The sequence below is a fragment of the Croceicoccus sediminis genome (assembly GCF_007570835.1).
Classification (GTDB): Bacteria; Pseudomonadota; Alphaproteobacteria; order Sphingomonadales; family Sphingomonadaceae; genus Croceicoccus; species Croceicoccus sediminis.
This window is the reverse complement of sequence record NZ_SUNC01000004.1, coordinates 1-13,515: the sequence shown is the minus strand read 5'-3', so window position 1 is coordinate 13,515 and position 13,515 is coordinate 1. Positions and strand designations below refer to the sequence as shown.

General features: G+C 62.9%; 9 protein-coding genes and 1 pseudogene. 4 read left to right on the top strand and 6 right to left on the bottom strand.

Translation table 11 applies throughout. The features are described 5' to 3' along the window. Nucleotides 1–125: 125 nt before the first annotated feature. The 4 genes from FAX90_RS13205 (at nucleotide 126) to FAX90_RS13190 (ending at nucleotide 3,837) form a co-directional block, all read left to right on the top strand. Nucleotides 126–1,178 (top strand): cysteine desulfurase family protein, encoded by a 1,053-nt coding sequence (locus FAX90_RS13205; protein ID WP_144097900.1) that lies wholly within the window; start codon nucleotides 126–128, stop codon nucleotides 1,176–1,178. Next, entirely contained in the window at nucleotides 1,175–2,263 is a 1,089-nt protein-coding gene (locus FAX90_RS13200; protein ID WP_144097899.1) for a cysteine desulfurase family protein, read from the top strand. The genes FAX90_RS13205 and FAX90_RS13200 overlap by 4 nt, the downstream gene beginning before the upstream one ends. A gap of 4 nt (nucleotides 2,264–2,267) precedes the next feature. Further along, nucleotides 2,268–2,597, top strand: a complete 330-nt coding sequence (locus tag FAX90_RS13195) for a 2Fe-2S iron-sulfur cluster-binding protein (RefSeq protein WP_144097898.1) — start codon at nucleotides 2,268–2,270, stop codon at nucleotides 2,595–2,597. 262 nt (nucleotides 2,598–2,859) lie between these two features. Then, nucleotides 2,860–3,837 carry a transglutaminase-like cysteine peptidase gene (locus FAX90_RS13190; RefSeq protein ID WP_144097897.1) on the top strand — a complete coding sequence of 326 codons (978 nt, stop codon included), beginning with the start codon at nucleotides 2,860–2,862 and terminating at the stop codon, nucleotides 3,835–3,837. 28 nt (nucleotides 3,838–3,865) lie between these two features. On the opposite strand, the gene FAX90_RS13185 is transcribed toward FAX90_RS13190, so the two are convergent. From FAX90_RS13185 to FAX90_RS16630, 6 genes and pseudogenes are all read right to left on the bottom strand, one after another. Next, nucleotides 3,866–5,125, bottom strand: a complete 1,260-nt coding sequence (locus FAX90_RS13185) for an HlyD family type I secretion periplasmic adaptor subunit (protein WP_240704913.1) — start codon at nucleotides 5,123–5,125, stop codon at nucleotides 3,866–3,868. Between the two features lie 8 nt (nucleotides 5,126–5,133). Next, nucleotides 5,134–6,150: a cell wall hydrolase gene (locus tag FAX90_RS13180; RefSeq protein WP_240704912.1), complete on the bottom strand. Its 1,017-nt coding sequence runs from the start codon at nucleotides 6,148–6,150 to the stop codon at nucleotides 5,134–5,136. 49 nt (nucleotides 6,151–6,199) lie between these two features. Next, on the bottom strand, nucleotides 6,200–8,371 hold the full coding sequence (locus FAX90_RS13175; protein ID WP_144097894.1) for a type I secretion system permease/ATPase: 2,172 nt from the start codon (nucleotides 8,369–8,371) through the stop codon (nucleotides 6,200–6,202). 39 nt (nucleotides 8,372–8,410) lie between these two features. After that, nucleotides 8,411–9,811: a TolC family protein gene (locus FAX90_RS13170; protein ID WP_144097893.1), complete on the bottom strand. Its 1,401-nt coding sequence runs from the start codon at nucleotides 9,809–9,811 to the stop codon at nucleotides 8,411–8,413. A gap of 12 nt (nucleotides 9,812–9,823) precedes the next feature. Further along, nucleotides 9,824–10,207: pseudogene (locus FAX90_RS16845) on the bottom strand (OmpA family protein); the annotation flags it as partial. A 345-nt stretch (nucleotides 10,208–10,552) separates the two neighbouring features. Continuing rightward, a partial coding sequence (locus FAX90_RS16630; RefSeq protein WP_170234978.1) for a hypothetical protein occupies nucleotides 10,553–13,515 on the bottom strand: 2,963 nt, incomplete at its 5' end.

Below are 13,515 nucleotides of genomic sequence, written 5' to 3'. Positions count from 1 at the left end.
GAAAGGGCCGGAAGTGACAATTCGATGGTGCCTATATAGAAATCGCGGGCGTATTGACAATCTTGGTGACAATCACACCCGAAATAGACGTCGCCCTGTACGATCCCGGAGCAGTTTTTTCAGCAATGAAGCGCATTTATCTCGACCACGCGGCCACCGCACCGATCCTGCCGGAAGCGCGCGAGGCGATGTTGGCGGGCCTCGCGCTCGATGCCAATCCGTCGAGCCCGCATGCGGCGGGCCGCGCGGCGCGCCGTGCGCTCGAAAATGCGCGAGAGCGGGTCAAGGCAACGCTTGGCTGGTCCGGAGAGGTCATCTTCACCAGCGGGGCGAGCGAAGCGCTGATGCTGGCACTGACCCGCACGCATGCCCTGCGCCGTGCGGTTTCGGCGGTAGAGCACGAGGCCGTGACACGCCATGCCACGGGCGCGCGGGTGCTTGGCGTCGATCCGCGCGGGCTGATCGATGCCGATGCGCTGGGCGATGTGTCCGACACGCTTGTCGCCGTGCAGCAGGTGAACAACGAAACCGGCGTGATCCAGCCGCTGGGCTCCATCGCCGATGCGGTGCGTGCCTCTGGCGGCCTGCTCCTGGCCGACTGTGCACAGAGCGCGGGGAAGATCGCGTTGCCCGATTGCGACATGGCCGCGATCAGTGCGCACAAATTCGGTGGTCCGCCGGGAATCGGTGCCTTGCTGGTGCGGGATTTCGCACTTCTGGCCCCGACCGGCGGGCAGGAACGCGGCTATCGCGGCGGGACAGAGAACGTGGCTGGCGCGATGGCGATGGCCGCTGCGCTGGAGGCGGGAAACGCCTGGATGGGCGAGGCGCTGCGCCTGCGGGCAAAGCTGGAGGATGCCGTGATCGACGCAGGCGGACAGGTGATCGCGGCGGACAGCCCGCGCATCGCGACGATCGGGTCCATTCGTATTCCGGGCCTAGGATCGGCGGTTCAGCTCATCCGGCTGGACGGGGCAGGGATCGCGGTTTCGGCCGGAAGCGCCTGTTCGTCAGGCTCGCTCAAGGCAAGCCGCGTGCTGACGGCCATGGGCATGGACGAGAAAGCGGCCAGCGAAGTCATCCGCGTCTCGATCGGCCCCGATACGACGGAGGCACATATCGATGCCTTCCTGGAAGTCTGGACGAAGCTCGCCGCGCAAGTACGGACCAGCGCATGATCTATCTCGATTACCAGGCGACGACCCCGCTCGCTCCCGAAGCGCGCGATGCCATGATGCGCTGGCTCGACGGGCCGGACGGCACGGGTTTCGGCAATCCGCATAGCCCGCACCGGCTGGGCCGACAGGCGGCTGCCGCCGTCGATCTTGCGCGTGAACGCGTGGGCGCGCTGTTCCCACCGGGCGGGAAAGTCTTTTTCACCGGATCGGCGACCGAGGCGCTCAACACGGTCATTCGCGGGTGTGAGCCGGTAAGGGAAGGGGCGGGCATCGCCGTATCCGCCATCGAACATGCTGCCGTGTGGGACACCGCTCGCGCGCTTCCCAACGCCTTTCACGAGATACCTGTCGATCACGCGGGGCTGGTCGAACCCGAAGGCTCCTTGCCGGACGGCGTCGGCCTTGTCGCCGTCATGCAGGTCAATAACGAGATTGGTACGATCCAGCCGGTTGCCGAACTGGCCCGCGCGGCAAAGGCAGCAGGCGCTCTTTTTGTTTGCGATGCGGTGCAGGCGGCGGGGCGCATCCCTATCGCCCATGCAGACGCGATCGCGGTTTCCGCGCACAAGCTGCACGGGCCCAAGGGCATTGGTGCGCTTTGGCTGCGCGATGGGGTCGAGGTGGCGCCGCTGATCACTGGTGGGGGGCAGGAAGGCGGTTTGCGGTCGGGCACGCTCAGCCCCGCCCTATGCGCCGGGTTCGGCGCGGCGGCAAAACTCGCGAAAGAGCGCATGCAGGCCGATGCCGAACATATCGAGGCGCTCTGGCAGCGCGCGATGCAAGTGTTCGACGGCTGGACCCTGAACGGTAGTGCCGATGCGCGGTGGCATGGCAACCTGAACCTGCGGCGCGATGGGCTCGACGTTGCAAGACTAATGTCCGATGTCCGAAACGTCGCTTTTTCGGCAGGTTCCGCTTGCGCTTCCGGCTCTGGAAAGCCGAGCCGGGTCTTGCAGGCGATCGGATTGAGTGACAAACATGTTAAAAATTCGATCCGGCTGGGTTTCGGACGCTACACGGGAATGGATGACCTCGAAGAGGCGGCAGCATCAATCAACGCTGCAGCAACTGCGCAGGGAATTTGAACGCATGGTTCGGATCAATTTCACAACGGCAGAGGGCGAGAAGGTCGCCGCCGACGGCTCTGCGGGCGAGAGCCTGCTGACGGTCGCCCAGGTCGCGGGCATGCCGCTCGAAGGGACGTGCGAGGGCCAGATGGCCTGTTCGACCTGTCACGTGGTGGTCGCGCCCGATTGGTTCGGCAACCTCAAGCCCGCAACCGAGGACGAAGAAGACATGCTCGACCTCGCCGCAGGGGTGCAGGGGACGAGCAGGCTGGCTTGCCAGATCCTCCTTGACGAAACGCTTGACGGGCTGGAAGTCGCGATCCCCGCGCACGTTCACAACGTGCAGCGTTGACCTGCCGGGCGGACGTTTTTTCTTTATAATGTGAGATTGTTTTCACCGCTCACGCGCGTGATTAACTAAAATTGTCATGAGATCGGGGCTGTCGCTAGACGCTGCGACGGGCGCCTCCATCTTAAGATTCCTGCCGCTTGGGCTGGTTAACCGTCCGTTGAGAGCTGGTTCTGCGCCCGTTTGGTCGCCAGATTTCATTAACCAATCTGCGCAAGCATAAGCCGCAAGCATTCCTTGATCGCCTCCGGGCGAAAAGAGGAGCATGTTCAATGCGCCCTCTTGCAACGGTTCGAAAACCCTCGGCATTCTTGCCGCAGGTGCCGCCGTTCTGGCTCTCGCCACCCCTGGCGAGGCAGAGGCGCGTTCGGCCGGTTCCGCGATTATTGCCACCGCCGTCGCCAACGTTTCGCACGCGACCGGGTGTAACCGCTTTGCCGCCGCCAGCTATACGACGGCGCAAACAGCGGGCACCGCCGCACTGATCAGCCGCCCGCGCAAGCGTGCGATGACCGCGCTTGAAAAGATGCGCATGCAGCAGGCAAACCCGCAGCCCGCGGTGATGACCGGTAGCGTGACCCCGCGTCCGACCTACATGCCCGCGATCGCCATGCGTGCAAGCGGCATGGCCGCCCCCCAGAACGCCGCCGCGGCCAAGCCGGTTCCTGCTGCGGAATTCGGGATCAGCTGCGCGACGACTTTCGACGCCGCACGTCCCGGCATCGGTCGCAAGAGCTTCGATTTTCTCGAAAGCCGCATCCTGCCGATTTCCACCACGTCGTTCGACGCGGACTGGAACCGGGTGGCGGGCAAGGGTGTCGCCGCCGCATCGCTCGTTGCCGCAGACAGCGGTGCGGGTTCGATGGAAGACCGGATCGCGGGCGTGAACCGCTGGGTCAACCGCAAGGTCGCCTACGTTTCGGATGCCAAGCTTTACGGCAAGGCCGATTACTGGGCCAGCGCGCGTGAAACGCTGCGTGCCGGGAAGGGCGACTGCGAGGACTATGCCATCGCGAAGATGGAAATCCTTGCCGCCATGGGCGTGTCACGCGATGACATGTACCTGACGATTGCCCGCGACCTTGTCCGCCGCGACGATCACGCCGTCCTGATCGTAAAACTCAACGGTCGCGCCATCATGCTGGACAACGCCAGCGACGCGCTGCTCGATGGCGACCGGGCCAACGATTATCGCCCGATCATGTCGTTCAAGAAGAACGCCAGCTACCTTCACGGATATTGAGAACTGACCGCGTCGGTTTCGGCAGGGCTTACTTTTCGGTCAGGGCCGTATCGAGGCCACGCGTGATCGGCTTCAGCAGGTAGCGCAGGACGCTCTTGCGACCTGTGATAATCTCTACCTCGCAGATCATGCCCGGCATGATCGCCAGTCTCTGGCCGCCATGCGCGATATAGGCGCGATCGGTCTCGATCTGGGCGAGGTAAAAGCTTTCGCGCAGGTCCTCGTCATAGACGCTGTCCGCGCTGACTTGCCGGACTTTCCCGCGAAGACCGCCATAAATCGAGAAGTCGAACGCGGTCACCTTCACGTTGGCGGGATCGCCCACCTTGATGAAGGCGATGTCGGAGGGACGTATCTTCGCCTCTACCAGAAGCCTGTCGCCCGTAGGGACGACCTGCATGATCGTTTCGCCCGGTGACACGAAGCCCCCGACGGTCGAAACCTGCAAATCGTTGACGATACCGTCGACGGGGGCACGGAGCTCGTTGCGCGAAACGCGCGCTTCGGCGCCCTTTATCGACTGTTCGTTCACCGCGATGCGGGTCGCCAGTTCGCTGCGTTCGTTGAGAGCCTGTTGCTGAAAATCGAGCCGGGCACCCGACAGGTCCGCCTGGGCTTCGCTGACGGCGGCGCGGGCGCGTTGTACGCCCTGGCGCGCGGCGGCGAGGCGGCCCTGGATATCGACGACATCACGCTGGGCGGTGAGCAGTTCGGTCTGCGGAACGATGCCCTGCTTCGCCAGAGGGGCGAGCATGTTGACTTGCTGCTGCGCCAGCTTGAGATTGCTTTCCAGCGACTGTGCCGTGGCCTCGCCTTCGCGCAAGTCGCGGCGGCGTTGTTCTACCGCGGCGGACAGCGCCTGCTGGCGGCTGCGCGCGGCGGCCAGACGGACCTGTTGCAGGCGTTGTTCCTCTGCACAGACGCTGCCGGGTTGGCATCCTTCACCTTCGCCCGATGCTTCCTGCCGAAGCCGTTCGGAGCGGGCGGAGAGCCGATCGGTTTCCGTCAGGAGCTGGCCCAGCTGGCTTGCGCTTTCGCTGTCGTTCAGGCGGACCAGCAATTGCCCGCGCTTCACCTGTTCACCGTTCTGGACCAGGATTTCGTCGACAGTGGCCGGATCGGCGGCCTGCACGACCTGCACCTTGCTGTTCGGGATGACCTTGCCCTGGCCGCGGGTGATGTCATCAAGCGGCGCGAACGCGGCCCAGATGAGCAACAGGAAGATGCCGACCGCCGCTGCGACGATCAGCCTGCGGCTGGCATCGAGCCGTTCCCAGTGTGCCTTCATGTTGGAGATCATGCGCCTGGATCCGCGCTTTCCATATCAAGGTCGGTAACGAGACCGGGCTTGGCCAATGCGGCCGAGGCGGTCGGGGTTACCTCCGGCTTTTCAGCCGAATGTTCGTCCCCGTGCTTTGCCACCAATTGGCGATACTTGCCCGTCTTGGGCAGTTCGAGTCGCCAGCCCTTCGTCGTGTCCAGCCTTCCGCCGATGTCCATCTGGGCGTGGCGGTCCTTGACGTCCGGCGCGATGGTGAGGCCGTTTTCGTAGAGCCCGGTCGACGTGTCGAGACCTTCCTCGATCTCTGCCATCCGAACGCTCGGGATCGTTTCGCGCGCGCTGTACCGGGCGCTGAAAGCCTGAGAGCGGCCCAGCGAGCCGTTGAAGCGGTAGAAGATATGGCGGCCCAGTTGCCGCACCTTGCCCAGCGAATAGGCCCAGCGCGGGACCACATAATCGGCATGGTAGTGCGTTGCCGAACCCACGCTTTGTTCGACATGCCCGGCCAGCGCCGATCGCGCCACGCGGCCTGCCTGTGCCCATGCCCCTGCAGCGGGGCGACGGCCAAGCGATCCGTCGCAGGTAAAGCTGAACTGGCAGACGCGCTGATCCGAACCTTGATAGACGACGCCGCAGACCGAGTTGGGGTAGGCGGGATGGCTGACGCGGTTGAGCACGACTTGCGCGACGGCGCGCTTGCCCTCTTCAGGTTCGAAACCGGCTTCATAATAGATCGCTTGCGTCAGGCAGCGTTCCGCATTGGCGGGAACCGCTGCAGGCTTGAACCCGCGCATTCTTTCAACCGGAAGATCGGAGAAGCGGATTTCGGCGTTGCGTTCGATCGCGTTGTCACCCTTGGCGACAAGTTCGCTCCGGCTACCTTCGGTCAGTGCCGCGACGGCGCGTTTTTGCGCAGCGACACGGTCTGTTTTCAACGGGACAGCCTTGGCCTCACCCGTCAGTCCGCCGGGCATGAAGGTCGTGCCGCCCAGGAAGAGCAGCGGCGCAGCAGCCAGGACGCCAAGCAGCACTACGCGAACGCCCAAGCGGCGCGGCGCGTTTGGCTCGGCAGGGCCGGGCTTAGCTGCGGGTGTCGATACCGGCACTTTTGATGACCTCGTCTTTCTGGCCGTCGGCAACGATCTGACCATCGCTCACGACTATGACTCTATTGCAAAGTGCAAATAGCGCGGGACGATGGGTCGCCACAATAAGCGTCTGCGTAGGTGTCAGGCTTTGTGACAGTGAGTCGATAAACAGTTTTTCGGTCTGCGAATCCATGGCGCCTGTCGGCTCGTCCATGAAAAGCAGCTGGCTCGGCGCAACAAAGGCACGCGCAAGGGCAAGGAAATTGCGCTGCCCGCCCGAAAGCGAACGACCGCCTTCACCAACCGCGCGGTCGAAACCGCCGGCATCGCGCGACAGGAAACGATCTGCCCCGACCTTGCGCAGCGCCTCGATCAGTTGCTGTTCGGTGGCCCGGCTTCCGGCAAGGGCAAGATTGTCCTTGATGGTGCCGGAAAACAGGCTGGAATCCTGTGCGACGAACCGGAAATTGCGGCGAATGTCGTGGGGGCGGTACTGGCGTGCGTCGATCCCGTCGATCAACACCGCACCCTCGTCGGGCTGAAACAGGCCGCAAATCACGCGGCCCAACGTCGACTTGCCCGCGGCAACGCGCCCGATGATCGCAATGCGCTCACCCGGACGGATGGTGAGATTGACGTCCTTCAGGGAAGGTACGCTCGACCCCGGATAGGCGAAATTCACGTTCTGAAGCCGGATGTTCGCGCTGCGCACCTGTGGGGGCAGGGCGCTGCTGCCCATCTTGCGCTCATCCTGGCCGTCCCAGAGATGTTCGATGGAATCGAGCGTCTCGCTCGCCTGTTTCCAGCGAGTGAGGAGGTAGGCAAGCTGCCCGGCAGGGGCGAGAGCGCGAGAGGCGAGCATGACGATGGCGATGATCGCGCCCATCGAAATGACGCCTGCATCGAACAGGTAATAGCCGCCGATCACCAGCGAGATGGTCGAAATCTGCTGAAACGTGGAGGCGGCACCGATAGCGGTTGCGTTCACTTCGCGCAGGCGTTTTTGCGAACGGCTGGCCATGTCGGAAATGCGGCGCCAACGGCCAAGCATCTCGCCTTCGCCCGCGATGCTTTTAAGAGTTTCCAGACCGGCGATGGATTCGACCAGCTGGGTCTGCTGCAGGCCGTAATCGGCCTGGGCGTCACGCGCGCTGTCAGTAATTTTCCGTTGAAGCCGAATGCCGAGCAGGATCATGCCGGTGATGATAACCAGCGGGATCAGGGCAAGCGGTCCAGCGATGATCGCAATGAAGCCAATGAAAATGAACAGGAAAAAGACGTCGACGAACAGGACGATCGTCGTCGATGCGAAGAAATCGCGAACGACGGCATATTCGCTGACCCGCGCGACGAGGTTGCCGGTGTGTCCGGTCTTTGACGCCAGGGGCATCGACATGACGCGCGAATAGATTTTCTGCGACAAGCTGATGTCGAGGTCGCGGCTGATCTCGTCGAGGACGTTCGTGCGCGCCTTGCGCAGCGCAAACTCCAGCGCGAACGCGATGAACACGCCGATGGCGAGGACCCACAGGCTTGCTGTCGCCTGGTTCGGGATCACGCGGTCGTAGACGTTCATCGTGAAGATCGGCAGCGCGACCGCAAGCAGGTTGATGATGACCGAAGCGGTTATGACCGGCCAGAATTCCCGGCGGCGGCGCGCGATTTCGGACCAGAACCAGTGGCTCCGGGCGCGTTGGTGCCAAGGCTGTCCCGCGTCGCGCAGGGTGGCCGGATCGCCTTCGACCGAAAGGATGGTGAAGGGGCCCGAAGCCTTGAAATCGCTTACGGGCCGCCAGGTGTCTTCAGTTTCGCCAGGATGCCAGGCAAGAACGTCGTCGCCTTCCCTGTCGAGCAGGACGGTGAGTTCTTGCGCTGCATTGCGCAGGATCATTGGGTAATAGGATTTCGCGACGGGCAGGCGCTTTGCCGAGCTTTCGTCGTAATTCAGTCCGAGCAGGGCGAGCGCAGGCTGTGCCTGGTGCCAGGGCAGCGTGCCATCAGCCGCAAAGGCCAGCGACGAGGCCAGCGTTGCCGGGGCGAAAGGCGTGTCGAAATGACGGGCAAGCCGGGCCAGGCAGACGATCAGAGGATCGACCTGCCTGGCCTGCTTTTCCCCGGCGGATTGCGGGGGCAATTCAAACTTCTCCGGCGCAGCGGAATTCATCGAAAACCTCGATCCCGGAAACTGCGCGCGGCAGTTCCCTTACTTCGGATATACGCGGCTCTCGCGTTCGGCCGGAATGTGCGGGCCGTAATCGAAACGCTCACGTTCATTTTCACCTGCACCATAGTGCGGCGGAACCGAAAGCGCTTCAAGGAAGCGATTGGTAGCTGCCAGAGTTTGGTACTGTGCGAAAATTTCCGAGAAACGGGCGGTCTCAAGACGGACCTGCACGTTATAACGGGTGTTCTGCGCGTCGAGCACGTCGAGCAGCGAACGGCGGCCGACGTTGAACTGGCTCTGATACGAATCCAGCAGGTTGTCGGTCACCGTGCTCTGCGTGGCGAGTTCGCCGACGATGCGGCGCTGCGTTTCAAGGCCGTTCCAGGCCATGCGAACGTCTTCTTCGGCTTCGCGTTCACGCGTGTGCAGGCGGAAGCGTGCCTCGCTCGAACGGCGGACCATTTCCTGGTACTTGGCATGGTTGATGCCGCCGTCGAAGATGTTCCAGCGCAGGTATGCGCGGGCCATCAGGTCGCTGGTATTGCCGCGGAAACCGTCGATGTCTTCACCCGTGCGGGCATAAGCTTCGACCCCGATGGTCGGGAGCAGGTCGCCCTTGGCGCTATCGGCCAGGGCACGCGCTGCATCGACGTCGGCCTTCGCCTCAAGGACGAGGGGGTTGCGCGTGCGGGCAAGTCCGATGGCGTCCGCTTCGCTCGACGGCAGCATGGCCGACAGGTCGGGCGGGGTCATCACGTTGTCGATCGACAGGCCGGTCAGCGACTGCAGGCGGATCTTCGCGTTCTGAAGCGTTTCGGCTGCCTCTGCCTCACGGATGAGAGCTGCCTGAAGGCGTTCTTCGGCCTGCTGACGATCGGCGATGGAGATCGAACCCTGCTCGACGCCCTGGTTCAGGCTGCCGACGAGTTCGCGATGGAACATGGTGTTGTCCATCGATGCCGCCATGACGCGCTGTTGAAGCATGACGTCGAGATACTGGCGTGCGATCTGAAGTCCGACGAATTCGGAGCGTTCAAGAACGCGCAGCGATGCACCATCGACGCGCGATGCCTGGCGGAGCAGTTCACCGCGGCGGCGGCCGAAGTCGATCACCGTCCAGTCGACGCGTACCTGAGCCTCCTTGGGGTAAAGCCAGTCGTCCGAAATGCCGAGCGAACGGCGCGTCGGGTTTTCCAGCTTGCGTGCACCAATGTTGCCCTCGATGTCGACGCGCGGAGCGTAGAGGCCCTGTGCCTGCTTGCGCTCGAACTGGATGGCTTCCTTGTTCATCTGCGCCTGGCTGATTTCCGGGTTGGAATCGACGCCGACGGCGACGGCTTCGCCAAGCGAGATCGGTGCACCCTGTGCAAGGGCAGTGCCGGACACCGAGGCGCTGAGAAGGCCCGCGGCGACGGCGGCGAACTTGAGATAGGTCTTCATGTCCGTCCCCCCTTACTGGACGTTGATTTCGACGCGGCGGTTCTGAAGCTCGCGGACACCGTCCGCGGTCGGAACGCGCAGGTTCGTTTCACCGAACGCGGAGCTCGAAATGGCCGAGTCCATGATCCCGCGCGAGGTGAGATAGGCATTGACCGCGTCGTTACGGCGACCGGCGAGGCCCATGTTGTAGCCGTCCGAACCCGAAGTGTCGGTATAGCCGCCAAGCTCGACCGAGACCGAGGCGCAGTCGGAGAGGCCGGCGATCGCACTGTCGAGCGTGTTGGCCGCCTCGGGCGTGATTTCGGACGAATCCCAGTCGAAGAACACGATGAAGCTGCCGGTGTTGCAGACGGCCGGCGGCGGCGGCGGGGGAGGCGGCGGCGGCGGAGCCGGCGGCATCATCCAGCGCATGTAGGCCGCATCGCACTTGCGGATCGAATCCGCGTCGCGAAGGTCGTTCTTCATGAAGCCGATCGCGATCGCACACTGCACTTTCGCTTCGGACGCCCACATGTAGCGGGTGTCGGTCGAATTGACGATGGCCGGATCGAGCGTCGCGGCAAGCGACGCATCGTAGCGCATCTCAAGCTCGGAGCGGAGCGTGTCGTCGTCCAGCGTTTGAAGGTCGACAGCTTCCTGCGCGAAGGCAGGCATGGATACGACCGTTGCCAGAACGGATGCGCCCGCCAGGACTTGCCAGGTTTTCATTTTTTAAGGCCCCCTATTACCTTAGGAACTTAATCAGGCTGCTGCGACTGCGAGGTGGGCGGCATCATCCGCACCATCCGGCAGTGCCGCCATCTGGAAGTGCTGCCCTGCAACCCCACTGTTCAGCAGCGCTTCCATGATCTCGGTTCCTACCGGAGCGGCGTGAGCCGATTCCGAAGCGTTGTCAACAACATGGTTCACCAGAGCAGAGATGTCGTCGGTAGCCGTGACTTCCTGCAATGCAACGCGCACCGCATCCATCGAACCGGTGTGCTGGACACCTTCCGAACCATCATCGGCAGGAACGCCGATGTTGAGCAGTGCGTCGAGTACAGCCGCGCTGACACCGCCGGCCGCCGCGTGATCCGCGCCGCCGAAGTCGGCACCCGCTTCCGACGACTGGCCGAGTTCGGCAGCTTCCATCTTCGGCGCGTCGTTTGCCGCTTCGAAAGTGGAGTGCGAAGCCGCGGCGGCATCGTCGGAGATGTGGTTGCTGTGTTCGGGCATTGCCTTGCTCGCGCTCTGTTCGGGCATGTTCGCCATGGGCGAGACATGTGACAGATCGAGGTCGACTGGAGTGATGGCGTTCACAGCCATGGCGAAATCGATGTCCGTTGGCTCGAAATTAACCATTTCCGGGCCATCGAAAAGCGGCGTCGTGTCGAGTGCGGTCGAAACCAGCAGGCCGGGCACGGCTGCGGCAAGCAGCGCGGCTTCGGCCTGGCGGGTCTGGCTGTCGCCCGGCTCGCCCTCGTAATCGGAGGACGTTGCGAAGCCCACGTCGGCCAGCAGGTGCTCCTCGCCGTCCATGACGAAGCTGCCTTCGCCGAACACGATCGCATCGCCGTCTGCCGTGCGATAGCCCTGGCTATCCGTGGTCAGCGAAATTTCGGTGATACCGAGATCCCCGACCGGGACAGCGTCGCCGTTGGCCATCCAAACGCCGAAGCCGTCAAGCTCGTCGCCGGACAGAACGCCGTCGTCATTGCCGTCGTATTGGACTGCAATCGCCGCAAGGTCGGTCACGCCGTCGCTGCCGAAGACGAACTCTTCCGCGCCGGTGACTTCGCCATCGCCGTTGGTGTCGTGGAACAGGATGCCGTCGTCGCCGGCAACCCAGGCCGTGGCGACAGTGCCTTGGCCGTAGTCGTAAGTCATGCCGCCTTCGAGGCCGGTCAGTTCGATGCCGTCACCGTCGAGGTCGAGCACGACGGGCGGAACGACTTCCGGGTTGACGAACAGGGTCTGGCTGAAGCTGTCGCCATCGCTGTCGGTGACGGTCACGTCGAGGTCGAGCGACAGCGATTCCGAATTCTCGGTCTCGCGGATGACGCCGATGTCGAGGATCTTCAGAACGTCGTTGTCGTTCGTGCGGCTGTTGTTGGCAGTCGTGTAGGACGCCGCTGCGGTATCGAATGCATCGAGATCGCCGTTGAACTCGTACGCACTGCCGCTCAGCCCTTCGGTCGAAGTGACAAGCTGCACACCCACGATCTGATAGTTATCGGGGATGCCTGGCAGGTTGATGTAGTCGTCCTGTTCGATGACGATCAGGGCCTGGTTGCCTGACACCGTCGGGTACGGCGAACCGGCCTGGTCGCCCGGTGTAAAGATGTCGACCGCATCGACGATGAGCGAGACCGTCTGGTAAGAGCCGGGGTTTGCCGGATCGGCAAGCTTCAGCACGACAACGACATCTTCACCGTTGTACTGGTCAAGCAGGAAGTAGGTGCCGATCGCCGTCGTCAGCGTGTTGTTCGCCCCCGGTACGTTGCCCGGATCGGTGTTATAGAACGTGAAGTCGAGCACTTCGCCCGGCTGCACTGCGTTGCCGTTCACACCGATGGCGGCGGACGAAATTGCGACATAGCCGGAAGTTCCGCCGAATTGCCCGTCGGATTGAACTGTGATGTTGTTGTAGATGCTCGTGAACTGCGCATAGAAGTCGGTGTCGAACTGGGCGTTGGCCACTTCGAACTGACCGGCGCCGTTGAACGGGTTCGTCGGGCTGTTGTAGAACGCGATCGTAGAGTCCGACTGGACAGTATCGATCGAGTAGCTCTGGATCGGAGCGTCCAGAACAACCGAATATTCACCATTCGCCTTGTCGAACGTGACCGTCGCGTAAGTCGAGACGTCGTTGTCACCGGTCTGCGGATCGTCCGGGTTCGGCGCGTAGCTGAAGTACACGTTGTACACTTCGGTATTCGCACTGGCCGAGATGAACTGGATACCATCGGCATAGACCGATTCGTCGATCAAGATCGCGCCGCCGCCGACGGTGCCGCTGAACGCGGTCAGGTCGATCTCGAAGTTTTCGATCGTGTCGTAGGTGTTGTATTCGTCGGCGCCGATCGAATATTCGAACGAGCCTGTGAACGTATTCGGAGCGTTGTCCGGATCCGTCCGGAATGCGGCGGTCTTGCTTTCGAAGACCGGGATATCGTCATCGAACGTGATCTGAAGCGTGCCGCCAGCGGTGTCGCCATCGTTGTCGGTGGCAGTAAAGTTGAGCGTCGCGGTGGCGTCATTCTCCGTATTGCTGCCGTCGTCGATGTGAAGGACGTTCTGCAGAAGCTGCACGGCGAAGTCGCCCGTATCTTCGTTCAGCGTGACCGAGAACAGGTTCGTGCCGATGCGGGTTGCATCGTCGCTGGTCGTGATCTCTGCGTAGAGCACACCGTTGGCGAAGTTGTAGGTGACGGTTTCCTGACCGATGGCGGCACTTTCGCCATCCATGTCATCGAAGAAACTGACATATCCGCCGTCGGCGCCGAAGCTGACGTCCAGGGTGCCTTCGAACAGAGTCTGGTCGCCATCCGAACCGCCGACATCATCGCCCGCAGCGTTGTCGTCTGCAGCGGCGGTGAGGCCGTCGTCATCCACGGTCGCGGTCGCGTTCGTGACCGAGGGGCCATCATCGAAGAAGGTGACCGCATCGCCGACCTGGACAGTGCCCTCGTCGGTATCGCCGTCGTTGTCGGTGATCGTGACCG